A 23,927-nucleotide genomic window follows, 5' to 3' on the forward strand; every position below is an offset into this window, starting at 1 on the left:
GAAGAGAGATAGATGTTGTTGAGCCTTATGACCCCTTTGATTATAAAGAACTTCACCATTTAGAAGGATTACTTTTATGTGATAGAGGAGAAGCACCACAATTATTAGTTGATGGAAAAACCCAAAGAGATGGTGAATTGCCGGTTTGTCCATCAGGTGGTTTATTAGGAGTTGGTAATCCAATTGCTGCTGCTGGTTTAATGAAAGTTATTGAAATCTTTTGGCAGTTAAGGGGTGAAGCAGGTAAAAGGCAGATTGCTAAGAAGGCAAAAAGAGGATTAGCCCAAGCATGGGGAGATTTAATGCAAGTAGGAACTGTTGTTATTTTAGAAATTTAGGAGGTAAAAATGAAAAACTTTTTTGCTCAACCATTAAAAGATGAAGATTTTAAAAAGAGAAATTTTTGCTACGAAACATGGATTGGAAATTGCTTTTATGCTTGGGATTGTGGAAAGGCAATAGGTAGATATTTAGAAGGATTAAAAGAAGGAAAAATATTAGGTGTGAAATGTTCCAAATGTGAAAGGATAATGGTTCCACCAAGGATTTTTTGTGAATGGTGCTTTGTTTTGGTAGAAGATTTTGTTGAACTGAAAGATACTGGAAGAATAAATACTTTTTCTATTTCTTACATTACTTGGGATATGAAAAGGTTAGAAAAACCTCAAATTCCCGCAGTAATTGAAATTGATGGTGCCTCACCGGGTTACGGAATTTTACATTTAGTATCCGAAGTAGACCCAAAAGAAGTAAAAGTAGGAATGAGAGTAAAAGCAGTTTGGAAAGATGAAAAAGAAAGAGAGGGTAAAATTACTGATATTAAATATTTTAAACCTTATTAGGAGGAAAAAATGATACCAAAAGAAAATAGAAAAAAAGAGATTGTCCACTTTTTTGGTCAATTGCCAGTAGAAAGTTTATATACTGCTGGAATTGCTGGCGAAAGATTTCTTTTGGGTTTAAAAGAAGGAAGATTTTTAGCCAATTATTGTGAAGATTGCGATTTTGTCTTTTTGCCACCAAAACTTTATTGTGAATTTTGTTTTAGAGAACTAAAAGAAGAGGATTGGCAGGAAATAGAAAATAAAGGGATTTTACTTTCTTATACTTTTACCCATGTGGATACCAATGGTAACCGGTTGGAAAATCCAATAATTGTTGGCGTTATAAGAATGGATGGTAGTGATACTGGTTTTGTCCACAAACTTTTGGATAAAGTAGAAGATATTGAAATTGGAATGGAAGTTGAGGCGGTTTTTGCTCCCAAAGAAAGAAGAAGGGGAAGTATTAATGACATCGTTGGGTTTAGGAGAATAAGATAATGGCTGAATGCCTTTTTTGTCGCATTGCGGAGAAAAAAGATAAGACATATATTGTTTACGAAGACGAAAAAAATATTGCTTTTTTAGATATCTATCCGGTAACAATTGGTCATACCTTAGTAATTCCTAAAAAACATATTATCTTCCATACTGATTTAGAACCAGAGGATGCTGGTCCTTTTTATCGGGCAGTTTATCTTGTTAGTAAAAAATTAATGAATGCTTTTAAACCCGAATACATATCTCTTCTTATTAGAGGCACAAGAATTCCCCATCTTCATTGCCATTTGATACCGAAGATAAAAGGTAAAGATAATATCTTTGATAAAATCTTAGATTTACACCATTTTTTACAAGTAAGAATAAAAACCGATTTAGAAGAAAAAGATTTTGAAGATATTGCCAAAAGGATAAGAGAAAGTTAAATGGTAAGAGTTAGGATTGCTCCTTCACCAACCGGTGCTATTCATATTGGTTTAGCACGAAGTGCCTTATACAACTTTCTTTTTGCTCGCCAAAATAATGGAAAATTTATTTTGAGAATAGAAGATACTGATCCAACTCGTTCCACAAAGGAATCAGTAGAAGCGATAATGGAAGGATTTAAATGGCTTTCTTTATATTGGGATGAAGGACCTTATTTTCAATCTCAAAGATTTCCTATCTATCAGGAATATGCTAAAAAATTATTGAAAGAGGGAAAAGCTTATTATTGTTATTGTAGCGAAGAAAGATTGCAAGCGGAAAGAGAAAGGGCATTACAAGAAAAGAGAAGCTGGCAATACGACCGGCATTGTTTATATCTTTCTAACGAAGAAAAGGAAAGATTAGAAAGAGAAGGAGTACCAAGAACAATTAGATTTCTTGTGCCACAGGAAAGAAATGTGGTTTTTGAAGATATTATTCACGGAAGAATTGAAAGAAGCGGGAGGGATATTGAAGATTTCATTATATTAAGGGCAGATGGAACACCTACCTATAATTTTGCCTGTGTTGTTGATGATGCTTTGATGGAGATTACCCATGTAATAAGAGCGGTAGAACATATATCTAATACTTTCAAACAAATTCTTTTATATGAGGCATTAAATTTCAAAATACCTTTCTTTGCCCATTTACCATTGATTTTAGGAAAGGATGGTAAGAAATTATCAAAAAGGCACGGTGCAGTATCAATAATGGAATATAAGAAAATGGGAATTTTACCGGAAGCCTTAATAAATTACCTCGCATTATTGGGTTGGTCACCAGGTGGCGATTTAGAGATATTTAGTTTAGAAGAAGCAATAAGACTTTTCCGTTTAGAGAAAGTAAAAAAAGCAAATGCTATTTTTGACTTTCAAAAATTGGAATGGATGAATAGTGAATATATTAAAAGAAGCGATAATAAAAGATTATTAATAGGTGTAAAAGAATTTTTGGAAGATAAGAATATACCATACGAACAAGAGAAAGAAGAGAAACTTTTAGAAATTATCCAATTAAACAAAGATAGAAGTAGAAATCTTTGCGAACTTGCTTTAAATATGGCAATCTATCTTAAAGAAGAGATAGATTATGATAAAGAGGCAATTGAAAAATATCTTGACGAAAAAGGGAAAGAGAGTTTAAAGGAACTTTTGTCTGTTTATGAAGTACTTTCTCTTTTTAATAAAGAAACGGCTGAAAAGGCTTTAAGGGAATTAGCCAATAGTAAAAATAAAAAGCCAGCAGAATATATCCATCCATTAAGAGTAGCATTGACCGGTAAATTGGTTGGTCCACCAATTTTTGATGTTGCTAATATTATGGGAAAAGACTTAGTAATAAAAAGGATTAAAAAAGCATTAATGCTTGGCTTGGAGAAGAATTCCTAAAATAATTAGAAATAAACCGATAATTGTGGTAAAATAAACTCTCTCTTTTAATACAAAATTAATAAAGATTAAAGATAGAAAAGGAGTAAGATAGATAAGGTTATTTATCTTTGCTTTATTTTCCGCCAATCTTAATGCTTTTAAAAAGAAGAAAAAAGTTATTCCCATTTCAAACACACCAACATAAATACCACCCAAAAGATAATTAAATTTTGGGAAAGAAAATTTATTTGTGATTAAAAGAAAAATTGTTGTAAATATAACTCCAAAGAAAAAATTGGCAAAAAGTTTTGCTTCCTCTTTCCTCTCATCCTTAAGATTTAATATCCAATATAATGCCCAGACAAAAGAAGAGGATAGAGCCAAAATTATTCCTAAAAGATTTACATTTTTTAAATCAAAAAATCTTCCATAGGAACTGATAATTAAGACACCAAAAAAACTGAGAATTAAAGCAAGAAAATTTAATAATCTTACTTTTTCTTTTAAAAATATTATTGAAAAAAATGTTAAAACAATAGGCCAAGTGAAATTTAGTGGTTGGGCAATTTGGGCAGGTAAAAGGGAATAGGCTTTAAACAAGATTAAATAATATAAAAAGGGATTAAGAAAACCAAAAAGAAGGGAATTAAAAAAGCCTTGTTTGATTAGTTTAAGGTTTTTTTGAAATAATAATAAGAAAAACTGGACAATAAAAGCAGTTAAAGAAGAGATAAAAAGAAGTTGATAGTGATTTAAATATCTTAGAGAAATCTTAAAGGCAGTAGCAACTGTTGACCAGAAAAAAACTGATAAAATAGCAAAGAGATACCGTTTATATTTCATTATAGAAATCCCCATTTCTGAATAAGAAAACCTATTGGATAACTATCTTCAACATTTCTTTTTTATCTTTTCTTTCAATTTGAAGATAATAAACTCCCTTAGGAAGGACTTTCTCAAGATTTTTTTCTGAGCAACCAGTTTTTATTTTTCTGCCAGTTATTTCATATACAATAACTTCTTTATAATTAGAAATTTCGTTCATCTTTTTAATTTTCTCTCTTTCATCTTTTTTTTCAACGATTCCAACCTCATCTTTTATTACATACAAAGCCGAGTCTTTGAGATCGGTTATATAAATTTGGCGAGTTTTTGGATTGACTTCTATATCAAATAGTTTTCTTCCTAAAGTTATTTTGCTAATTATTGAATCGGTAGAACAATCTAAAACACAAAGATAAAAGATTTGGTTAATATTTTCGGTAAAATAGATACGATTACTAAAAGGAAGAAATTCCCAAGCCCGCATATTCTGGACACTTTCCGGAATTACTTTTATTGCCGAATCAGTATAAGGGTTAACAACAATAATTCCTCCATTGCCATTGATCACCCAACCTACTAAGTATATTTTATCTTCTATGAAATTCCAAATAATTGGATTTCGGATTGTCATAGCATGAAATGGAAAATAAGGGACAATATTTGTGGTTTTAATCATACTATCATATTGAGTAGAGATAACAATTAAGGGTGGAAGATTATTTAAATCAAACAAAATCGCACCAATATATGCTTTTCTTCTAAATTTATTTAAAACACCATAACTTGGGCAGGAAATACTGGTATGAATTTCTTTAATAATAGAATCATTTTTACAATCTATCACATTCAGCAGATCAGAATAGCAAGCCCCGCAATAAACTTTATTACCAATTGAATCAAAAATAGGCAAACCACAAAAATAATGTTGAGAATTAATAACTTTTATTATAGAGTCGGTAAAACAATCAATAACTCCAATATCTCTTCCATTTGGAGAATAAATCTTATCTTCCCAAGCATTGTAAACTAATGACTGAGCGTGCCAAGAAATCACTTTTGTATTAAAATTGCTGTCAATAATTATAATACTATCCGGTGAAGGGTTAAAACAAAAATATACTTTATTTCTTTTCCAATTAAACACACCGTAAGCGCTTCCTTCGTAACCACAAATTCTTTGAATAATTCTTTTTATTTCATAAGTAGAACAATCAAGGACCATATGGTAATTATTTCTTCTAAAATTGATAAATAATTCATTTCTTTGAGGAATATACAATAGCTCGTTGGGTTCATCAGAAAAACGAATTATAGTATCAACAATTTGTAAGAATAAAAAAAGAGTAAAGAAATTCATTTTATTATTATTCTTTTAAATATACCCTTTTCTGTTTTTACATAATAAACTCCTTTTAGAAGTTTATCTTTTCTTTTTATTAAAACTCCAGTAGAGGTATAAATTTTAGTTAAGAAATTTTGAAAATTAGAAAGAAATTTCTCATTTTTAAAAGAGTGGATTGCAAAATTATTATTCTTAAAAATTGGATTTTTACAAACATAAAAACTATCTCTTTCGCCACCTATTGTCAAATACAACCAAGAGCTTTCTGGATAATAGGCAAGAGAAGCACCTTCTTTTAAAGTATCTGGTAACTCATAATAACCTTCCTCCCATCGGTGATAATCTAAATCATAGTAATAATAACGATCCGGAGGACCGCCACCAAAGACTGCCAAAAAGAATCTATTGTGAAAAATAGTATCTTTATAGGAAGAAGCGATTGAAGAACCTCTTCTTTGAGGAAGGAGAGTAGGTAGGTCAGGTAGCCATTTATGGCCATTGATTGAATAACAATAAAAATCGTGTCTTTCGTTTCCAACAAAGGCATAAATACTTTCCGCATTTTGATATTTATGATAACATATTGCACCCCCATTATCAATCGGAATAGTAGGAAGATCTCTTAATCTTTCCCATCCGCTCCTTAGGATTTGGAAAGTATAAATTTTGCTCCAATTAGGATTACTTAAAGATTTTATGCGCCAATAATAAGTTCCGTTTTTTAATGGAAATGATAATTGATATTGATTTGTAGATATTTTTGCGGAAATTATTATAGAGTCAAAGTTTTTATCATAAGCCAATTCAAATTGATAAGAATCTGATGCTGTTAAAGATTCCCATTTAAATAACGGAATTGTATCAGGTATTATTGAACTATCAGGTGGAGCAATGGAAAATTGTGCAGCCTGATATTCGTGAAAAAAATTATATCGGTAGAAAAGGTTAGTGTCGCCTCCTGGTATGAAATATAGTTGTCCAATAAGAAAATATGCTCTTATAGATGGGGGAACATATGCTACTGGGCGATAAGTAATGGAAGTCCCAGCTGAAGGTGAAATTCCAGAAGGCAAAGGAATCCGATAATTTACCCATTCTCCTTCGTAACCATTAGGATACCAAAAACAATATCTATATATTCCAAATTCATTTACATAAAGCAAGGCATCTCCCCAAAGACCCTTTGCAAAACAAAACGATCCATAAATTGTACGCCAAGGATACTCAATATCATCTAAACTAGTCCACATATCCTCCTTTGGTTCATACACATAAAGTGAAGCTCCGTCTCCCTCTTCCCAAGGAACAAAGCGAAAATATATCCTCTCCCATAAGCGATACCGCTGCCAAGTCTCGCCTCTTCAGGCACAGGTTCACAAGGTTCCCATTGAGCAAATAAAAAATTAGATATTGAAAAGAATAAAATATCTCTTAATATTCTTATTTTTTTCCTCCTTTGTTTTTTTATTTTTACTTTTTATAAATTATAAGGCATTTTTAAAAAAAGTCAATAAGAAATAAAAAGCAAGTTTTAAATTATTGATTTGTATGAAAAATTGATTATCTTTTTTAAATGAGACTGGTTAAAATTTTGCTTTTATTTTTTCCTCTAATTTCTTTTGGAAAGAATTATGAGAAAATTTTCTATTTTCTTAAAACCCATCAATTTGATTCCAGTATCTCCTATCTTAATGAGTATTTGTTTAAAAATCCCAAAGACTCTTTTGGCTATTTATATTTAGGAAAGAGTTATCTCTTAAAAAAAGATTACGAGAAAGCAAAAGAAATCTTCCAAGAAGCAAGAAATATCTTTTCTAATTTTGACAGCCTTATCTATTATTACTACTATTCGTCTTTCAAATTGGTAGAAAAGGATAGCGGAAAGTTAAATAATCTAAAAAATAAAATAAGAAATTATTTGGATACCCTTTTATTGAGCCCCACAGAAAAAAATCTTTCTTTTGCCTATCTTTTAAGTTCCTTTTCCGATACTAACTATTTCCAAAGAATAAGTAAAATAATTATAGAAAAATATCCAGAAGGTAAAACCGGCTACGAAATCATCGGTAATATCTTTTATGATAGTTTATATCCTATTTGGTATAATGATACATTAAAAGTAGAATATCTTAAAAGATTCTTAGAAAAATTTAAGAAAAGTGAATGGCGTTTTAATGCTTATCAATTTTTATTATTTTCTTTATATAATTTAAAAGATTTTAATAACTTAATTTCTTATTGTGAAGAGATGGCAAAAGAGATGGCGAATGATGCGCGGGCATTAAATTTTGTTGCTTCCTTATATTTAAGATGTGAAACTTTATTTGATAAGGCGTTAAACTACTCTTTAAAATCATTAAAATTAATTAAAGATTTCAAGAAACCAAAAAATTTACCTATTGAACAATGGGAACTTATCTATCCAAAACTTTATCCTGACGCCTGTTTTAATATTGCCCGCTCTTATTTCTATTTAAAAGATTATAAAAAGGCAAATAATTATATTAAAAAGGCATTAAAGATAAAATTTGATTTGGATAATGATGCTACTGAAGCACCTTATTATTATTTTTCTGGATTAATAAAAGAGAAAAGAGGAAAAATAAAAGAGGCAATTATTGATTATGGTCAAGCTTTAATTTTAGGTGATGTGAATAATTTTTATTCCCAAAAGGCTGAGAGTTCTTTAAAAAGAATTCTTGGTGATACGATTAATTTAATCTCTTATTTAAGAAAGGTTTTTAAATATAAAGGTCCAATATTTACTGATATAACAAAAGAGGTTGGCTTAGAAAACGAAAGGGCAGGAAGGGTTGCTTTTGGTGATTATAATAATGATGGTTATGAAGATTTATTATTAAATGGCAGTAAATTATTTAAAAATGATAATGGCAAAAGATTTAGTGAAGTAACAAAGGAAGCAAAAATTTATGGTAATAATAACGGTGGTCTTTTTGCTGATTTAGATAATGATGGTTATTTAGATATTGTCTGTATCTCTAATGAGAAAAAAGGTGAAAAGGTATTTAAAAATAATGGCGACGGAACTTTTACTGATGTGAGTGAATTAGCAAAGATTTATGATGATTATCCAAGCGAAGGATTAGGGATTGGTGATATTAATAATGACGGGTTTTTAGATATTTATATTGCCAATTATGAAATTTGGGAAGAGCATAGATATCTGCCGGACTTTTTATATAAAAATCTTGGTGATTTTAAATTTGAAGATATTTCCGAAAAAGCTGGGATAAGAAATGTAGAGAACAAAGCAGGAAGAGGAGTAAACATTGGTGATTATAATGATGATGGTTATTTAGATATTTATGTTTCCAATTATCGACTTTGTGAGAATTTTTTATGGCATAATAACAAAGATTTGACCTTTGAAAATAAAGCACATTATTTAGGAGTTGCTGGTGAAGAGCGAGAAGGTTATTACGGACACACTATCGGTTCGGAATGGGCAGATTATGATAATGACGGTGATTTAGATTTGATAACTTGTAATCTTGCTCATCCAAGATATATCCAATTTTCCAATCGGACAATGTTATATGAAAATAAAGGAAATAGATTTGTTGATGTGAGAAAGAAAAAAGGAATAAAGTATGAGGAAACCCATTCAGACCCTGCTTTTGGTGATATTGATAATGATGGTGATTTAGATTTATATATTACTTCGGTTTATGAAAATCGTCGCTCCTTTTTATATCTAAATGATAAAGGAAAATTTAAAGATATTACATATTTGAGCGGTGTGCGGGTATTTAATGGTTGGGGCTGTGCGTTTTGTGATTATGATAATGATGGTGATTTAGATTTGGTTGTTGGTAGTGGTTCAGGAGTTAAATTTTTTAGGAACGATACGGAAAATGGTAATAATTATTTAAAAATAAAAATGATTGGAAAGAAATCTAATAAAGATGGAATTGGTGCTCGGGTAAAAATAAAGATGGATAAAAAAATTCTATTAAGAGAAGTTAATTGTGGCAAAGGAATAACCTCCCAATCCTCAATGATTTTACATTTTGGTTTAGGAAAGAAAAACAAGATAAATTTAAATTATCGTTTTCTTGGCAGTAAAGAAAAAAGTTTCAAAAATATAAAGGCAAATCAATTTTTAATAATTGAAGAAGAATAATTAAATATTGACTTTTCAAAAAATTTGACTTAATATCTTTTGAATTTAAAGGGAGGGTATTATGAAAAGGATATTAGGTTTATTTGTGTTAATTATTTTATTATTCTTTATTAATTGTGGAAGAAGAAGTTTTTTTCCTAATCAGGTAATTGCGACAATTTCGGTAGGCCGAGGTCCTCAAGGAATTGGAGTTTTACCAAATGGACAATATTTATATGTAGCAAATTTCTATGAAAATACTGTTTCAGTAATTAGAGTTTGGGATAACCAAGTAATTACAACAATTCCTGTTGGTGATGGTCCGGATGGAATAGCAGTTTTACCTAACGGAGAGTATATGTATGTCACTAATCATCGTAGTGATGATGTGTATATCATCCGAACTTCTGATAATCAAGTTGTTGGTCGAATTGAAGTTGGTGATGGCCCAGAAGGGATAGTTATTTCGCCCGATGGTGAATATATTTATGTTACTAATCATCATAGCAACGATATTTCAGTGATTGAAGTGAGTTCTAATCAAGTGATAAATACAATTCCAGTAAGTAATGGTCAATTAGATTGGATAACAATTTCGCCAAACGGAAGATTTGCTTATGTTGCTGATTTTTTAAATGACTGTGTTTTTGTAGTCGATTTACAAAATAATCAGGTAACAACAACTATCCCTGTCGGTGATGGTCCACAAGGCATAACTATTTCTCCAAATGGTAATTATGTTTATGTATCTTGTGAATACGATAATAAAGTGGTGATTATTAGAACAAGTGATAATCAAGTAATTGGTAATATTCCTGTAGGAAGAGGTCCTTGCGATGCCCTTACCTTATTACCTAATGGTAGATATCTTTATGTAGCAAATGGAAACGACAATAATGTATCAGTGATAAGAACAAGTGATAATAGTATTGTTTCTATAATTCCGGTTGGTGATCATCCCATCGGCGGAATTTGTGTTCATCCTTCCGGTGATTTTGTCTATGTTTCTAATTTATGGGATAATTCAGTTTCAGTTATTGGTCGTTCCTATATTTATCCTTGGTAGTTGATAGAAAAAAATAATATTCTAATTGTTTTTTGGATAAAATATCCCAGTTAAATTGTTTTGCCCATTCTTTTCCGTTTTCTCCTAAAAATTTTCTTAGATTTTTATCTTTAATTAATTTTAACATTGCCTCACTTAATTGATTTATATTATCTTTTTCAACCAAGATACCTGTTTTGTTATTAATCACTAAGGAATTTAGAGGCTCAATATTGGATACAATTATTGGTTTGCCACAAGCCTGGACTTCACAAGCAACCATACCAAAAGACTCAAAACGAGAAGGCATACAGATAAATAAAGAACTTTCAATAACTTCTTTCTTTTTTTCGCCATAAACTGCTGGTAATAATTTAACTTTATCTTCCAAATTTAAAGAAACAATTAACTTTTCTATTCTTTTTTCATCCTTCCCTTTACCAACAATATATAAATCAGGTAAATCATTTTTTAATTCTAAAGTAAGGTTTTTATAAGCATAAATAAGGGTATCAATCCCCTTTTGTTCAATATCATATCTACCAATAAAAAGAATATAATTTTCCTCTTTAGAAACAGAATCAAAAAGGATTTGTTCGACACCATAAGGGATTAAAATAATATTTGCTTTTTTATTTATTTGATAGACTTCTTTTTTAATTACTTCTGAAACGGCAATAATATATTTAAAATTCTTAATTGCAATATGTTCAAAAATATAAGAAAATAAACCTTGGATTTTTTTGAAAAATTTTCTATTTTTTATTTCATATTTAAAAAAGATATTTTGAAAAAGACCAATAACCGGTCGCTTAGTGTATAAAAAAGCAAAAATTGGTGAATGACTAGAAAAATCTTCAATTAAGATATCATGAGGAATTTTTTTAATATAATAAGGAGCAAAAAGTGAATAAGTTAAGCGAGATAGAAAATAATTAAAGGGAAAACCGATTCTTATATATTTTATATTATCCTTTTTTTCTATTTTTTTACAATGAGGATAAGCACCAGTAATAATAGTAATAAAAATATTTTTGGGAAATCTACTATAAATTTCATAAGTTCTTATTGCCCCGCCACCACCACACCAAGGATTGCTTAAATCGTCATATATCAAATGTAAAATTTTCATTCTCTATTTTATTAAAAACTAAGGATTTTGTCAATTTTAAAATTTCTGGTAACCAAAAGGGCATCTTTTTCGTTATATATATAGAGGAGAATTATAGTATTAAAGGAGACTTATTGTGATAAAAAGAGGGTTGTTAAATTAATATTTCTTAATTTAGAAGAGAAATTTAAAAGGAGGGTTTTAGGGTAGTTAATTAAACCATTAATTAATGTCTTTTATTACTGTTTCACAGAAGAGGAAGGTATTTCTTTAATTAAAATAGGGGACTGTATAGGAGATAGTATAGTTATTTTTTTAAAGTTTCTTTGTAAAGGTCTTTCAAATCGTTAATAATCCTTTCCCAAGAGAAATTTTCTTTTACAAATCTATAACCATTTTCTCCTAATTTTTGAGCTAATTCTTCGTTTCTTAGTATTTCTAATATCTTTTCTTTTAATATTTGAGGTTCTTTTTCAGGAACCAATATTCCATTTTCATAATCTTTTACAATATCTAAAATCCCGCCAACCGCCGAAGCAATAACTGGTTTTTTATAGACCATCGCTTCTAATAGTACAACACCAAGCCCTTCTGTATCGCCTCTTTCATCAATTATTGCCGGCAAAACAAATAAATCACAATTTTTATAATAATAAGCCAATTCTCTATCACTTACAAAGCCTTTAAATTCCACATAATTAGTGAGTTCTAATTCCTTTGTTAAGTTTTCTAAATTTCTTCTTTCGCTTCCATCACCAATAATAATAAGTTTTGCTTCTATTTCTTTTAATACTTCTTTTAATGCTAAAATTAAATAATTAACTCCTTTTCTTTTGACTAACCGACCAACAAATAAGATAGTTTTCTTATCAGATTTTTTCTCTTCTTTTTCTTCTGCTTTTTCTGCCAAAACTTTTACAGCAGCACCGAAAGGAATAATCTTAATTTCCCGAACATAGTATTTTTTTATTTCATTACTTGTATAGTTAGAAATAGCCGTAATCTTATCACTTTTTTTGATAATAAATTTTATTAAACTTTTAATTAATGCTGATTTTAAAAATTTAAATTCCACGCCATAAAAACTACTTATCAATTTTGGTTTTTTGGAAGCAAAAAATTGGGAGATATAGGCAAAGAAAAAATGGGGAAGCGGCCAGTGGATATGAATGATATCGTATTTCTTTCTTCTCAATAAAATTGCTAAATTTAAAATACCAAAAAAAAGATAAAAGATTAAAAGAAATTTATAAAAGAGCCCTTTTTTTAATCTATCCGGCACATTCTCTTCGTGAGTTAATCTTTCATGTTTTTTAAAAAAATATCGGAAGCGATAAACAGGGATATTAAAAATTTGGTGATTTTTTAGACCAAGATAACTGGAAGTAAAAACTTCACAATGAATATTTTCTTCGTTTAATCTTTTTAATGTTTCGGTAAGCCAAGGAGTAATAATATCTTTTTCGTTACGAGCAAAAGCAGTAGCAATGTGAAGAATTTTCATTAATAAAATTTAAGAAAGGGAAGCAATATATTCGGCAAGTTTGCTTTTTATTCGAGCAGCCTTATTTTTATGGATAATACCTACTTTAACTGCTTTATCAATAATTGATTGTACTTTAGGAAATAATTTTAATGCTTCTTCTTTATTGGTTATTTTTTTTAGCTCTTTAATAGCATTCTTTAATCTTTCTTTTCTTGCCTTATTTCTTAAATATCTTCTCCGATTCTGTCTTATCCTTTTTAATACCGAAAGACTTCTTTTCTTCGCCATTTTTACTCCTATTATTAACATATGCCAGGGCGCGGAATCGAACCGCGGACTCCCGGATTTTCAGTCCGGAGCTCTACCTCTGAGCTACCCTGGCATATTTTTTATTATTTTAAAAAAATTTTTCTTATTGTCAACAAGAAGATTATTGATTATAATTATAATTGAAATGGAGAAAAAAGAAATCAGAATTAACAAACGTGATTTACTTTTTGTTTTACAGAAAAGATTACCGGAGATTGATTATTTTTTAGATTTGGAAAATGGCGAGATAATTCCTGTTTTTGAAATTACTAAAGAAGATTTTGAAAGATTACAAAAAAGTTTTCCTAATCGTTTTTATAAAATTAGTGCTTTTAGCGGAAAGGAGACTTTTTTTATTGTAAAAAACTTTGTTAATTTAATTAAAGATAAGAAAATAAGGGAAGAGATTATTAATAATCTTAAAGAAAAGGCAACCTATAAAAATTTTAAAGAGACGCTAAAAAAATATGATAAAGAGTGGCAGGAATGGCTATTATACGAAAGAGAAGAACTTTTAAAATATTTTAAGAAGAAGATAGAAGAAAAATTTTCCTTAAATATTCATTTTGTTTAACCTCTGGTCAGTTAACACATTTACTTATCTTTCTTGACTTTTAAGAAATTTTTATTATAATTCTAAACTATGAAAAAATCGATAATGAGAGTTGTTCTGACGATAATTTTATTAATAGGTTTTTTCTGTAAAAAAAATCAGCCACCGGAATTAATAGAAGCAAATTTCCCATCAACTGGTAAAGTAAATGTGGTAGTTGATTTTAAACTAAAAGCCAAAGATCCGGAAGGAAAGGAAATAAGTTTTAAATTGGATTTTGGAGATAATAACCAATCAGGATGGTCTCCTTATATTCTTACTGAATCGGTGTATACGGATACTCATACTTATCAAAATCCTGGTCAGTTTGACATTAATGTGAAGATAAAAGATATTGAAGGTAAAGAGACAGAATGGATAAAAATAGGTAAGATTGCTATTGCTCCTTTGGAAATAGGTGAAATTTTTTGGATTTTTACCTGTGAAAATAATGGAGAGACAGCGGCTTTTTATTCAACACCAATTATTGATGAGCAAGATAGTGTGATTTATGTGGCGTGTGAATTTGGTCATTTACATGCAATTAAGTTTAATGGCATAGAAAAATGGCATTTTTCTCTTTTGGAAGAAGAAAGGGTAGTTTCTTCACCATTAATGGACGATTATAAATATATTTATTTTGTTACTGAAGAGGGTAAATTTCTTTCTTTAACCAAGGAAGGAAATCTTCGTTGGGAAAGAGATTTATATAACAGTTTTTATGCATCGCCGGCTTTAGGAAAGTTTAATGAAATTTACTTGCAAAGTGAAGATAGTATTTTTGCTTTTAATAATACTGGTGAACTTCTTTGGACAAAAGGGGTTGCTGGTGGCAATAATTCACCAATTGTTGATGAAGAAGGTAATATCTATTTCGCAAGCGAAAAGGACAGTTCGATTTTTTCTTTTGATGCTAATGGTTGGTTAAGATTTGAATTTCGTTTTAATTCTCCAGTTGTTAATTCACCATTTTTTATTAATAGTAAAAAAATTCTTTTTGGTTTAGAAGATAATAGAATAATTTGCATTGATATTCTAGGAGAGACTTTGTGGTCAAGAAATTTAAATGAACCAATATTTTCTTCAGGTGTAGTATTAGATGATTCGGTTTTTTACTTAATTACCAAGTATGGAAGTATATTCCAAGGAGATGTTAATGGTAATTTTTTACCGATTATTTCAGTATCTTGTGATTTAACTTCTTCTTTAGTAATTTCCGAAAATAATTGTCTTTATTTTCGAGCGAGTTGGGAGGATGAAGAGTATGATACTTTATATGGCATTGACTTAAATGGTAATGTGATTTTTCGCACACCAATTCCTGGTGAAGACGAATCAGAAGATTGGGAGATTTTATCTTCACCAAAGGTTGGGCCAGATGGTACAATCTACATAAGCACAGCAAAAGGTTTATATGCAATCGTTGGCAAAGGAAAATCCAAAAATACTAGTTGGTATTCTTTTAGAAAAGATAATAGAAATACGGGAAGAAGATAATGGAGGATAAAAAATTCTTATCAGTACCGCAAATCCCTGATTTTGTAAAAATTGAACATAAAATTTTAAAATTCTGGCAAGAAAATAATTTTCTTAAACAATTAATGGAGAAAAATAAAGGTAAAAAGAAGTTTTCTTTTCTTGATGGCCCAATTACCGCTAATAATCCAATGGGCGTCCATCATGCCTGGGGAAGAACTTATAAAGATGTTATTCAAAGATATAAAGCCCAAAAAGGTTTTGACCAAAGATTTCAAAATGGATTTGATTGCCAAGGACTCTGGGTTGAGGTAGAAGTAGAAAAAGAACTTGGTTTTAAGTCAAAGAAAGATATTGAAAAATTTGGTATTGATAAATTTGTTGAAAAGTGTAAAGAAAGAGTTTTGAAATATTCTCAAATTCAAACCCAACAGTCCATTAGACTTGGTCAATGGATGGATTGGGAAAATTCCTATTATACTATGTCTGATGAAAATAATTATACTATTTGGTATTTCTTAAAAAAGTGCCATGAGCAGGGTTGGATATATAAAGGTGAGGATGTTGTGCCTTGGTGTCCAAGATGTGGCACAGCAATTTCTCAACACGAAATTGTTACTGAAGGGTATAAAGAATTGGTACATCCTGGTGTTTATTTACAATTTCCTGTTAAAGGAAAGGAAAAACATTATCTTTTAGTCTGGACAACAACACCTTGGACATTAACTGCTAATGTTGCTTGTGCGGTTCATCCGGAACTTATATATGTTTTGATAAAACATAATAATAAATTTTATTATCTTTTAAAAGACCGGTTAAATGTAATTGAAGGCGAATACGAAATTATAAAAGAAATTTTTGGTAAGGAGATGTTAAATTGGGAATATGAAGGTCCATTAAGTTTCTTACCGGTTCAACAAGAAGTGAAACATATTGTGATTCCTTGGGAAGGAGTGAGTGCAGAAGAGGGAACGGGAATTGTCCATATTGCTCCTGGTTGTGGTCATGAAGATTTTATTTTAGGAAAAGAATTTTCTTTAAAGATTATTTGTCCGATAGATGAAGAAGGGGTTTTTTTAGACAATTATGATATTTTATCTAAGAAAAATATTAAAGAAAGTGAAGAGATTATTTTTGAGTTGTTAAAAAAAGAAGATAAGTTATATAAAATTGAAAAATATACCCATCGGTATCCAGTTTGTTGGCGTTGTGGTGTAGAATTGGTTTTTCGTCTTGTTCCAGAATGGTATATCTCAATGAAGGAATTAAGATATAAAATAATGGAAGTGGCTAAACAAGTCCAATGGATACCTTCTTTTGGTTTAGATAGAGAATTAGATTGGTTAAGAAATATGGAAGATTGGCTGATTTCTAAAAAAAGATATTGGGGTTTGGCTTTACCTATCTATGAGTGCGAATGTGGTTATTTTGATGTAATCGGTGGAAAAGAGGAACTTAAAGAAAGAGCAGTAGAAGGCTATGAAAAATTTGAAGGCCATTCTCCCCATCGTCCTTGGATTGATTATGTAAAAATTAAATGTGAAAAATGTGGAAACAAGGTCAGTCGTATTCCGGATGTCGGTAATCCTTGGTTAGATGCTGGAATAGTTCCTTTTTCTACTTTACATTATTTAAAAGATAAGGAGTATTGGAAAGAGTGGTATCCTTTTGATTTTGCAGTTGAATGTTTTCCTGGTCAATTTCGCAATTGGTTTTATGCCATTTTAGCAATGGCAACAGTTTTAGAAAATTCTCCTCCGGTAAAAACAATATTCGGTTATGCTTTGGTGAAAGATGAAAAAGGGGAAGATATGCACAAGAGCAAAGGAAATGTTATTTGGTTTGATGAAGCGGCGGAAAAAATGGGAGCCGATATAATGCGTTGGATTTTTGTTTCCCATAATCCTTTTGAAAATTTACTTTTCGGATATAAATTGGGTGACGAAACAAAAAGAAAATTGTTGACTCTTTGGAATTGTTATTCCTTTTTTGTTACCTACGCCCGAATAGATAATTTTGATCCTAAGAAAAAAGAATGTCAGATCAATCTAATAGATATCAAAAATCTTTTAGATAGATGGTTGCTTTCTATTACTAATAATCTTATTAGGAATGTTGATGCTGCATATAATAACTATGAGTTTAATAAAGTTCCTAAATTGATTGAAAAATATATCGATGATCTTTCTAATTGGTACATTCGCCGTTCTCGAAGAAGGTTTTGGAAATCCCAATTGGATTATGATAAATGGTCGGCTTATAATACTTTGTATTATGCTCTAGGAGTGTTAATTAAATTAATTGCACCAATAATGCCATTTTTGAGTGAGGAGATTTATCAGAATTTAGTTGTAAATGTTGATGAACGGGCTCCTAAAAGTATTCATCTTAATGACTTTCCTGAAGTTATAGAAGATTTGATTGATAAAGAGTTAGAGGAAAAGATGGATCTTTGTCGAAAATTAGTTTTTTTAGGGAGAGCTGCTCGCGAAAAAGCAAAAATAAAAATTCGCCAACCTTTAAAAAAGATAGTATTTTTGAAAGTTCCTGATAAAGAAAAATTAAATGATTTAGTTTCTTTGATAATTGACGAGTTGAATGTCAAAGAAATAATTTTTGATGAAGAAAAATATGAAGAAGAGAATTTCGTAAAAGTTGAAGAAGATAATCTGGTAGCTTTTTTAGATATTAGTTTAGATGAAGAACTTTTAGAGGAAGGATTTTTAAGGGAATTTATTCATCGTATTCAAATTTTAAGAAAAGAAGCTGGTTTCGATATTACTGATAGAGTTATTTTGGGGTACCAAACAGATGAAAAAATCGATAAAGTTATTAAGAAAAATGAAGAACATATTAAAAATGAAATTTTAGCAGAAGAGATTAAAAACAGTGTTTTAGCGGCGAAAGATATTGAAAAGAAAATAAAAGTCAATAATTACGAAATTTTGGTGAGTTTAAAAAGGAAAATCTATGGATAGGAAAAAAATAAAAAAACTTCAGGAATTATTAATAAAAGAAAAAGAAAAATTGCTAAGAGGAAAAACTCACATTGAAGAGATTCTTAAAAAGAGTCCCAAAGAAGCGACGGGTGAGCTTTCTACTTATCGTACCCATATTGCTGACTTAGGAAGTGATACTTATCAAAAAGAAATTGCTGCCTATTTGACAACCCAAGAAACGCAGATATTGATGAAAATTGATAAAGCTTTAAGAAAAATAGAGGAAGGAATTTATGGTAAATGTGAAAAATGCAATAAAGAAATTGATGAAGGAAGACTGGAGGCAATACCTTACGCAGAACTTTGTATTGATTGTCAACGAGAATTAGAAAAACGTCAAAAAAAATAATTCTTAATGAAAAATTTTTTATTAACTATTGAATTCGACGGTCACGATTTTTTTGGATGGCAGGAACAGAAAAACAAAAGAACAGTAGCGGGAGAGATTAAAAAAGTCCTAAAAGAAATTTTGAGAAAAGAGATTAAATTATCCGGTATGGGAAGAACTGATCGGGGAGTTTCAGCCTTGAAATATTTTTGTAATTTTAGAGTTTCGAGTGACTCCGAGATAAATTTGGAAAATTTGAGAAAAAGAATAAATTTTTTATTGCCTTCTGAAATTTATGTAAAAGAAATAAAAGAAGTTCCTTTGGATTTTAATGCTCGTTACGCAGTTAAAAGAAAGATCTACTGTTATTTTGTTACGACAGAGATTTCACCAGTGAAGAGATATTATTTTTGGGAAGTTCCCAAAGAGATAGATTTAAAAAAGATGGAGGAAGCTAGTAAACTTTTTATTGGGGAAAAAGATTTTAGTAAATTTTGTTATTATTCTGGAAAAGGAATTTGTCGAATTGAAGAAATTAAAATAATAAAGAAAAACAAAGAAATAATTTTTAAAATTATTGGTAATCGTTTTTTATATAAAATGGTAAGAAGAATAGTGGGTGCTTTGATAGATGTGGGTATTAATAAAAGAAGGATAGAAGATGTTGAAAATGCTCTTTTGGGGAAAAAACATTTACCTCTTGCTACTGCTCCGGCTAAAGGATTAATTCTATGGGATTGTGAAATTGATCCAAAAGAAACAGAAAAAAATTTTTGACAATTGAAAAAAATTTTGTTATATTATATATAATATAACAAAAGCCGGCATAGCTCAGTGGTAGAGCAGGGGTTTTGTAAACCTCAGGTCGGGGGTTCGAATCCCTCTGTCGGCTTAGAAGTGGGCAGGTACCCAAGTGGCCAAAGGGGGCAGACTGTAAATCTGCTGGCGTGATGCCTTCGGAGGTTCGAATCCTTCCCTGCCCACATTGCGGGTGTAGCGCAACGGTAGCGCAACGGCCTTCCAAGCCGTTGGTTGCGGGTTCGAATCCCGTCACCCGCTTGGATAATTAAATATATTGACTTTTGAAAAAAATAATATATAATTTATTTTCTTTTGCCCATGTAGCTCAGGCGGAAGAGCACACCCTTGGTAAGGGTGTGGTCGCCGGTTCGAGTCCGGCCATGGGCTTGAAAAATTTAAAAATTTAATTAAAATTAATTAATAATAATAAAGTGGAGGAAAGAATATGGCAAAACAGAAATTTGAGAGGAAAAAACCGCATGTAAATATTGGTACAATTGGTCATGTAGATCATGGAAAGACCACATTAACTTCAGCAATAACTTTAGTTTTAGAAAAAAAGGGATTAGCAAAATATACTCCTTATGATCAAATTGATAAAGCTCCTGAAGAAAAGGCTAGAGGATTAACAATTCAATTGGCTCATATTGAATACGAAAGTGAAAAGAGACACTACGCGCATATTGATTGTCCAGGTCATGCTGATTATATTAAAAATATGATTACCGGCGCAGCCCAAATGGATGGAGCTATATTAGTTGTCTCTGCTCCGGATGGACCCCAACCACAAACACGAGAACATGTTTTATTAGCTCGTCAAGTAAACGTGCCGGCTATGGTGGTATTTTTAAATAAAATTGATATGATGAGTGATCCAGAACTGATTGAACTTGTTGAGTTAGAAGTTAGAGAAATTCTTTCTAAATATGAGTATCCAGGAGATAAAATACCTTTTGTAAAAGGAAGTGCTCTAAAGATTTTGGAATGTGGCTGTGGAAAAGAAGATTGTCAATGGTGTGGAGCAATATGGCAATTAATTAAAGCTGTTGATGATTATATTCCTGAACCGGTAAGAGAACTGGATAAGCCCTTTTTAATGCCGGTAGAAGATGTATTTTCAATTACTGGCCGGGGTACAGTGGTCACAGGAAAAGTAGAAAGAGGAAAAATAAAACCTGGTGATGAAGTTGAACTTATTGGTTTTGGTACTCATATTAAAACAGTAGCGGTGAGTATTGAAATGTTTAGAAAAGTATTAGATGAAGGTGTAGCGGGAGATAATATTGGGATTCTTTTAAGAGGAGTGGAAAAAGATCAAGCGATGCGAGGAATGGTGGTAGCGGCTCCAGGTTCTATTAAACCTCATAAAAAATTTCAAGCACAGGTATATGTATTAAAGAAGGAAGAGGGAGGAAGACATACACCATTTTTTAGTGGCTACCGACCTCAATTTTATATCCGAACGACCGATGTGACTGGAACGGTAAAATTGCCTGAAGGTGTAGAAATGGTGATGCCTGGCGATAATGTGAATTTGGAAGTAGAATTAATTAGTGAGGTAGCTTTGGAAGAAGGCTCTCGTTTCGCAATTCGGGAGGGTGGTAAGACCGTAGGCGCAGGTGTGGTAACAAAAATTTTAGAATAAAATGCGAATTTTTGTTCATTTAGCTTGTAGTGAATGTAAAAGAAAAAATTATCATACAACTAAGAATAAGAATAAACAAGAAAAATTGGAATTAAGAAAATATTGTAAATTTTGTAAGAAACATACGATACATAAAGAAACTAAATAGGCCAGTAGCTCGAACGGTAGAGCACCGGACTCCAAATCCGGGGGATGGGGGTTCAAATCCCTCCTGGCCTGCTATTGTCTTTTAAATGAAAAAGTTGATTTTAAAAGTAAAAAATTTTATAATGGATGTAAAAAATGAATTAAAAAAAGTTTCCTGGTCTTCTCGTCGGGAACTTTTTCAAACTACTTTGTTGGTGATTGTGCTTTCTTTTCTTTTATCTTTATTTATCGGTTTTTGGGATTTTGTATTTTCACGGGTTTTACGATTGATTATAAAATAACGATAGATAATTATGAAAAAGTTTTATATTGTTCGCACTTATACTGGCAGAGAGAAAAAGGCAAAAGAATTGTTAGAAAAATTGATTGTTGAAGAAAATAAACAAGATTTATTCGGAAGAATTATTGTGCCGATGAAAAAAACCGCCCGATGGTATAAGAAAAAAACTAAGAAAGCAGGCAAAGAGGAAAATGAATATCAAATGATTGAAGAAGAAAGAAAGCTTTATCCGGGATATATTGTAGTCGAAATGGAAGAAGATAATGAAGAAGCTATTAAATTGGTAACTTCAGTGCCAGGTGTTGCTCATTTTTTGGGAACAAAAAACAAACCTACTCCTCTTTCGGAAGAAGAGGTTAAAATGATTGAAGAAATTGAGAAAGAAAAAGATGCTGCTGTTCCTGAGATTCCCTTTTCTCCAGGAGATCATGTGCGAGTAGTTAAGGGCCCTTTTGCAGGTTTTAGCGGCACAGTAGAAGAGGTATATCCGGATCGAAGAAGGGTTAGAATGACTGTCACAATTTTTGGTCGAATGACTCCTATTGAAATTGATTTTTTTGAAGTTGAGAAAATTTGAATATAAATAAGGAGGTAAATAATGGCAAAGAAAGAAATTGCTAAAGTAAAATTACAGATTCCTGCAGGTCAAGCTACTCCTGCACCGCCAGTGGGTCCGGCGTTGGGACAGCATGGTGTAAACATTATGGAATTTTGTAAACAATTTAATGCTCGGACTAAGAATGAACCGCCCGGAATAATTATTCCGGTAGTAGTTACGATTTATTCTGATAGAAGTTTTACTTTTATCACTAAAAGTCCGCCGGCTTCTGTTCTTTTGAAACAAGCAGCAGGATTAGCAAAAGGGTCAAGTGCTCCTAATCAGATAAAAGTGGGGAAGATTACTAAAAAACAATTACGAGAAATTGCTGAGAAAAAATTAAAAGATCTAAATACTAATGATATTGAGGCAGCTATGCGGATTATTGAGGGCACTGCAAGACAGATGGGCATTACCATTGTGGAGGAGTAAAAGATGAAAAGGAGTAAAAGATATCAATTAATAAGTTTAAAAGTAAATAAAGCTAAAACTTATTCTTTAGATGAAGCAATAGATTTGCTAAAAGAAACCTCTAATGCGAAATTTGTTGAGGCAGTAGATATTGCTGTAAAATTAGGTATCGATCCCAAGAGAACGGATCAGATGGTCAAGGGAAGTGTAAATCTTCCTTATGGTACCGGCAAAGAAATTAAAGTATTAGTATTAACTAGAGGTGAAAAAGAAAAGGAAGCAAAGGAAGCCCAAGCAGATTATGTTGGATTAGAAGAATATGTAGAAAAAATAAAACAAGGTTGGACAGATTTTGATGCTGTTGTAGCTACTCCTGATGTGATGCCAGAGGTAGGAAAGTTAGGGAAAATTTTGGGACCAAAAGGGTTAATGCCCTCTCCTAAAACTGGGACAGTTACTTTTGACGTGGCAACTGCTGTTAAAAGTTTAAAAGCTGGGAAAATTCAGTATAAGACTGATAAAACAGGAAATATTCATGCTCGAATTGGAAGAGTGGATTTTGAAAAAGAAAAATTGAAAAAAAACATTATTGCTTTTATAAGTGAACTATTGAAAGAAAAACCGGCTGGAGTAAAAGGACAGTATTTAAAATCGGTTACCATTTCTTCCACAATGGGACCAGGTATAAAATTAGATGTTAAAGAACTACAAGAATTGGCTAGAAAGGAACTATAATTATGGTGGTAAAAGAAGAAAAAATAAATAAAGTAAAAAATTTAAAAGAAATTTTAAAAAATGCTAAAGGAGTATATTTTGTTGATTTTACAAATATCCCTGCTAACGAACTTGCTAAAATTAGAATGCGCTTTCGGGAAGAAAAAATTAAAATGATGGTGGTTAAAAATAACTTATGCGAAATTGCTCTAAGAGAATTGAATTTTCCTAAAGAAACCGAGAATTTTCTTGTGGGTCCTACTGCTTTAGTGATTTCTGACGAGGACCCCACTAAACCTGCCAGATTGATTAAAGAATTGAAATTTCTGAAATTTAAAGGTTGCTTTGTGGAAGAGAAGATTTTTTATGATAAAGATTTTGGATTCTTGGCAAACATTCCGAATAAAGAAGAACTCCGTTCACAAATCGTGAGTTATATTTTATCACCAATTTTTGAATTTGTTTTTGTCTTAGAAAGTAAATTAAGAGAATTAATAATTATTTTAGAAAATTTAAAAAATAAACAAACTTAAGG

25 protein-coding genes and 6 tRNA genes are annotated in these 23,927 nt (G+C 30.9%); 24 read left to right on the plus strand and 7 right to left on the minus strand.

Going from position 1 to position 23,927, the window contains the following annotated elements; translation table 11 throughout:
• The 5 genes from ABIK75_02440 to gltX form a co-directional block, all read left to right on the plus strand.
• Positions 1 to 338: thiolase domain-containing protein (locus tag ABIK75_02440; protein MEO0089952.1), on the plus strand; the 338-nt coding region annotated here is incomplete at its 5' end.
• Between the two features lie 9 nt (positions 339 to 347).
• Complete coding sequence (locus ABIK75_02445; protein ID MEO0089953.1) at positions 348 to 842, plus strand: Zn-ribbon domain-containing OB-fold protein; 495 nt, start codon at positions 348 to 350, stop codon at positions 840 to 842.
• A gap of 9 nt (positions 843 to 851) precedes the next feature.
• Positions 852 to 1,322, plus strand: coding sequence for a Zn-ribbon domain-containing OB-fold protein (locus tag ABIK75_02450; protein ID MEO0089954.1), 471 nt, complete (start codon positions 852 to 854; stop codon positions 1,320 to 1,322).
• Complete coding sequence (locus ABIK75_02455; protein ID MEO0089955.1) at positions 1,322 to 1,747, plus strand: HIT domain-containing protein; 426 nt, start codon at positions 1,322 to 1,324, stop codon at positions 1,745 to 1,747. Before ABIK75_02450 ends, ABIK75_02455 begins: the two co-directional genes overlap by 1 nt.
• On the plus strand, positions 1,748 to 3,178 hold the full coding sequence (gene gltX / locus ABIK75_02460) for a glutamate--tRNA ligase (GenBank protein MEO0089956.1): 1,431 nt from the start codon (positions 1,748 to 1,750) through the stop codon (positions 3,176 to 3,178).
• Here the strand turns inward: gltX and ABIK75_02465 are convergent.
• From ABIK75_02465 to ABIK75_02475, 3 genes are read right to left on the minus strand one after another with little or no spacing between them, the layout of a single operon-like run.
• On the minus strand, positions 3,149 to 4,003 hold the full coding sequence (locus tag ABIK75_02465) for a DMT family transporter (protein MEO0089957.1): 855 nt from the start codon (positions 4,001 to 4,003) through the stop codon (positions 3,149 to 3,151). The two genes, gltX and ABIK75_02465, sit on opposite strands and share 30 nt — an antisense overlap.
• Before the next feature lie 31 nt (positions 4,004 to 4,034).
• Positions 4,035 to 5,342, minus strand: a complete 1,308-nt coding sequence (locus ABIK75_02470; protein MEO0089958.1) for a hypothetical protein — start codon at positions 5,340 to 5,342, stop codon at positions 4,035 to 4,037.
• The gene (locus ABIK75_02475; GenBank protein ID MEO0089959.1) at positions 5,339 to 6,577 is read right to left on the minus strand and encodes a hypothetical protein; all 1,239 of its coding nucleotides are present in this window, start codon (positions 6,575 to 6,577) and stop codon (positions 5,339 to 5,341) included. Before ABIK75_02475 ends, ABIK75_02470 begins: the two co-directional genes overlap by 4 nt.
• Before the next feature lie 323 nt (positions 6,578 to 6,900).
• Here ABIK75_02475 and ABIK75_02480 point away from each other — a divergent pair, with 323 nt between their 5' ends.
• Entirely contained in the window at positions 6,901 to 9,471 is a 2,571-nt protein-coding gene (locus ABIK75_02480; protein ID MEO0089960.1) for an FG-GAP-like repeat-containing protein, read from the plus strand.
• A 61-nt stretch (positions 9,472 to 9,532) separates the two neighbouring features.
• On the plus strand, positions 9,533 to 10,516 hold the full coding sequence (locus ABIK75_02485; GenBank protein MEO0089961.1) for a YncE family protein: 984 nt from the start codon (positions 9,533 to 9,535) through the stop codon (positions 10,514 to 10,516).
• Here the strand turns inward: ABIK75_02485 and ABIK75_02490 are convergent.
• The 4 genes from ABIK75_02490 to ABIK75_02505 form a co-directional block, all read right to left on the minus strand.
• Positions 10,485 to 11,627: a glycosyltransferase family 4 protein gene (locus ABIK75_02490; protein MEO0089962.1), complete on the minus strand. Its 1,143-nt coding sequence runs from the start codon at positions 11,625 to 11,627 to the stop codon at positions 10,485 to 10,487. The genes ABIK75_02485 and ABIK75_02490 overlap by 32 nt on opposite strands.
• A 286-nt stretch (positions 11,628 to 11,913) precedes the next feature.
• Positions 11,914 to 13,110 carry a glycosyltransferase family 4 protein gene (locus tag ABIK75_02495; protein ID MEO0089963.1) on the minus strand — a complete coding sequence of 399 codons (1,197 nt, stop codon included), beginning with the start codon at positions 13,108 to 13,110 and terminating at the stop codon, positions 11,914 to 11,916.
• A gap of 9 nt (positions 13,111 to 13,119) precedes the next feature.
• Positions 13,120 to 13,380, minus strand: coding sequence for a 30S ribosomal protein S20 (rpsT, locus tag ABIK75_02500; GenBank protein ID MEO0089964.1), 261 nt, complete (start codon positions 13,378 to 13,380; stop codon positions 13,120 to 13,122).
• A gap of 22 nt (positions 13,381 to 13,402) precedes the next feature.
• A tRNA-Phe gene (locus ABIK75_02505) sits at positions 13,403 to 13,474 on the minus strand.
• Between the two features lie 72 nt (positions 13,475 to 13,546).
• Here ABIK75_02505 and ABIK75_02510 point away from each other — a divergent pair.
• The 17 genes from ABIK75_02510 to rplJ all read left to right on the plus strand — a co-directional run bounded on the left by ABIK75_02510 (position 13,547) and on the right by rplJ (position 23,925).
• Entirely contained in the window at positions 13,547 to 13,975 is a 429-nt protein-coding gene (locus ABIK75_02510; protein ID MEO0089965.1) for a UPF0158 family protein, read from the plus strand.
• A 69-nt stretch (positions 13,976 to 14,044) separates the two neighbouring features.
• Positions 14,045 to 15,490, plus strand: a complete 1,446-nt coding sequence (locus tag ABIK75_02515) for a PQQ-binding-like beta-propeller repeat protein (GenBank protein ID MEO0089966.1) — start codon at positions 14,045 to 14,047, stop codon at positions 15,488 to 15,490.
• On the plus strand, positions 15,490 to 18,447 hold the full coding sequence (gene ileS, locus ABIK75_02520) for an isoleucine--tRNA ligase (GenBank protein MEO0089967.1): 2,958 nt from the start codon (positions 15,490 to 15,492) through the stop codon (positions 18,445 to 18,447). Before ABIK75_02515 ends, ileS begins: the two co-directional genes overlap by 1 nt.
• Complete coding sequence (locus tag ABIK75_02525; protein ID MEO0089968.1) at positions 18,440 to 18,817, plus strand: TraR/DksA family transcriptional regulator; 378 nt, start codon at positions 18,440 to 18,442, stop codon at positions 18,815 to 18,817. The genes ileS and ABIK75_02525 overlap by 8 nt, the downstream gene beginning before the upstream one ends.
• 6 nt (positions 18,818 to 18,823) lie before the next feature.
• On the plus strand, positions 18,824 to 19,573 hold the full coding sequence (truA, locus tag ABIK75_02530) for a tRNA pseudouridine(38-40) synthase TruA (GenBank protein ID MEO0089969.1): 750 nt from the start codon (positions 18,824 to 18,826) through the stop codon (positions 19,571 to 19,573).
• Between the two features lie 43 nt (positions 19,574 to 19,616).
• Positions 19,617 to 19,688, plus strand: a tRNA-Thr gene (locus ABIK75_02535).
• A gap of 7 nt (positions 19,689 to 19,695) precedes the next feature.
• A tRNA-Tyr gene (locus ABIK75_02540) sits at positions 19,696 to 19,779 on the plus strand.
• A 4-nt stretch (positions 19,780 to 19,783) separates the two neighbouring features.
• A tRNA-Gly gene (locus ABIK75_02545) sits at positions 19,784 to 19,855 on the plus strand.
• Positions 19,856 to 19,911: 56 nt separating this feature from the next.
• Positions 19,912 to 19,984, plus strand: a tRNA-Thr gene (locus tag ABIK75_02550).
• Positions 19,985 to 20,042: 58 nt separating this feature from the next.
• Positions 20,043 to 21,242: an elongation factor Tu gene (gene tuf / locus ABIK75_02555; GenBank protein MEO0089970.1), complete on the plus strand. Its 1,200-nt coding sequence runs from the start codon at positions 20,043 to 20,045 to the stop codon at positions 21,240 to 21,242.
• Between the two features lies 1 nt (position 21,243).
• Entirely contained in the window at positions 21,244 to 21,390 is a 147-nt protein-coding gene (gene rpmG / locus ABIK75_02560; protein ID MEO0089971.1) for a 50S ribosomal protein L33, read from the plus strand.
• Positions 21,389 to 21,461, plus strand: a tRNA-Trp gene (locus tag ABIK75_02565). The genes rpmG and ABIK75_02565 overlap by 2 nt, the downstream gene beginning before the upstream one ends.
• Positions 21,462 to 21,475: 14 nt before the next feature.
• On the plus strand, positions 21,476 to 21,670 hold the full coding sequence (gene secE / locus ABIK75_02570; protein MEO0089972.1) for a preprotein translocase subunit SecE: 195 nt from the start codon (positions 21,476 to 21,478) through the stop codon (positions 21,668 to 21,670).
• A 12-nt stretch (positions 21,671 to 21,682) separates the two neighbouring features.
• Positions 21,683 to 22,246, plus strand: a complete 564-nt coding sequence (nusG, locus tag ABIK75_02575; protein ID MEO0089973.1) for a transcription termination/antitermination protein NusG — start codon at positions 21,683 to 21,685, stop codon at positions 22,244 to 22,246.
• Between the two features lie 21 nt (positions 22,247 to 22,267).
• The gene (gene rplK / locus ABIK75_02580; GenBank protein MEO0089974.1) at positions 22,268 to 22,699 is read left to right on the plus strand and encodes a 50S ribosomal protein L11; all 432 of its coding nucleotides are present in this window, start codon (positions 22,268 to 22,270) and stop codon (positions 22,697 to 22,699) included.
• A 3-nt stretch (positions 22,700 to 22,702) separates the two neighbouring features.
• Positions 22,703 to 23,413, plus strand: coding sequence for a 50S ribosomal protein L1 (gene rplA / locus ABIK75_02585; GenBank protein ID MEO0089975.1), 711 nt, complete (start codon positions 22,703 to 22,705; stop codon positions 23,411 to 23,413).
• Positions 23,414 to 23,415: 2 nt separating this feature from the next.
• Positions 23,416 to 23,925 (plus strand): 50S ribosomal protein L10, encoded by a 510-nt coding sequence (gene rplJ, locus ABIK75_02590; GenBank protein MEO0089976.1) that lies wholly within the window; start codon positions 23,416 to 23,418, stop codon positions 23,923 to 23,925.
• Positions 23,926 to 23,927: the final 2 nt, after the last annotated feature.

The sequence above is a fragment of the candidate division WOR-3 bacterium genome, from assembly GCA_039801725.1.
Lineage (GTDB): Bacteria > Hydrothermota > Tepidihabitantia > Tepidihabitantales > DTDR01 > DTDR01.

What these genes read in the sequence shown, in the direction of transcription:
- ABIK75_02445 (MEO0089953.1), top strand. Translation starts at nt 348, where the DNA reads ATGAAAAACTTTTTTGCTCAACCATTAAAAGATGAAGATTTTAAAAAG.
- ABIK75_02450 (MEO0089954.1), top strand. Translation starts at nt 852, where the DNA reads ATGATACCAAAAGAAAATAGAAAAAAAGAGATTGTCCACTTTTTTGGT.
- ABIK75_02455 (MEO0089955.1), top strand. Translation starts at nt 1,322, where the DNA reads ATGGCTGAATGCCTTTTTTGTCGCATTGCGGAGAAAAAAGATAAGACA.
- gltX (MEO0089956.1), top strand. Translation starts at nt 1,748, where the DNA reads ATGGTAAGAGTTAGGATTGCTCCTTCACCAACCGGTGCTATTCATATT.
- ABIK75_02465 (MEO0089957.1), bottom strand. Translation starts at nt 4,003, where the DNA reads ATGAAATATAAACGGTATCTCTTTGCTATTTTATCAGTTTTTTTCTGG.
- ABIK75_02470 (MEO0089958.1), bottom strand. Translation starts at nt 5,342, where the DNA reads ATGAATTTCTTTACTCTTTTTTTATTCTTACAAATTGTTGATACTATA.
- ABIK75_02475 (MEO0089959.1), bottom strand. Translation starts at nt 6,577, where the DNA reads ATGTGGACTAGTTTAGATGATATTGAGTATCCTTGGCGTACAATTTAT.
- ABIK75_02480 (MEO0089960.1), top strand. Translation starts at nt 6,901, where the DNA reads ATGAGACTGGTTAAAATTTTGCTTTTATTTTTTCCTCTAATTTCTTTT.
- ABIK75_02485 (MEO0089961.1), top strand. Translation starts at nt 9,533, where the DNA reads ATGAAAAGGATATTAGGTTTATTTGTGTTAATTATTTTATTATTCTTT.
- ABIK75_02490 (MEO0089962.1), bottom strand. Translation starts at nt 11,627, where the DNA reads ATGAAAATTTTACATTTGATATATGACGATTTAAGCAATCCTTGGTGT.
- ABIK75_02495 (MEO0089963.1), bottom strand. Translation starts at nt 13,110, where the DNA reads ATGAAAATTCTTCACATTGCTACTGCTTTTGCTCGTAACGAAAAAGAT.
- rpsT (MEO0089964.1), bottom strand. Translation starts at nt 13,380, where the DNA reads ATGGCGAAGAAAAGAAGTCTTTCGGTATTAAAAAGGATAAGACAGAAT.
- ABIK75_02510 (MEO0089965.1), top strand. Translation starts at nt 13,547, where the DNA reads ATGGAGAAAAAAGAAATCAGAATTAACAAACGTGATTTACTTTTTGTT.
- ABIK75_02515 (MEO0089966.1), top strand. Translation starts at nt 14,045, where the DNA reads ATGAAAAAATCGATAATGAGAGTTGTTCTGACGATAATTTTATTAATA.
- ileS (MEO0089967.1), top strand. Translation starts at nt 15,490, where the DNA reads ATGGAGGATAAAAAATTCTTATCAGTACCGCAAATCCCTGATTTTGTA.
- ABIK75_02525 (MEO0089968.1), top strand. Translation starts at nt 18,440, where the DNA reads ATGGATAGGAAAAAAATAAAAAAACTTCAGGAATTATTAATAAAAGAA.
- truA (MEO0089969.1), top strand. Translation starts at nt 18,824, where the DNA reads ATGAAAAATTTTTTATTAACTATTGAATTCGACGGTCACGATTTTTTT.
- tuf (MEO0089970.1), top strand. Translation starts at nt 20,043, where the DNA reads ATGGCAAAACAGAAATTTGAGAGGAAAAAACCGCATGTAAATATTGGT.
- rpmG (MEO0089971.1), top strand. Translation starts at nt 21,244, where the DNA reads ATGCGAATTTTTGTTCATTTAGCTTGTAGTGAATGTAAAAGAAAAAAT.
- secE (MEO0089972.1), top strand. Translation starts at nt 21,476, where the DNA reads ATGAAAAAGTTGATTTTAAAAGTAAAAAATTTTATAATGGATGTAAAA.
- nusG (MEO0089973.1), top strand. Translation starts at nt 21,683, where the DNA reads ATGAAAAAGTTTTATATTGTTCGCACTTATACTGGCAGAGAGAAAAAG.
- rplK (MEO0089974.1), top strand. Translation starts at nt 22,268, where the DNA reads ATGGCAAAGAAAGAAATTGCTAAAGTAAAATTACAGATTCCTGCAGGT.
- rplA (MEO0089975.1), top strand. Translation starts at nt 22,703, where the DNA reads ATGAAAAGGAGTAAAAGATATCAATTAATAAGTTTAAAAGTAAATAAA.
- rplJ (MEO0089976.1), top strand. Translation starts at nt 23,416, where the DNA reads ATGGTGGTAAAAGAAGAAAAAATAAATAAAGTAAAAAATTTAAAAGAA.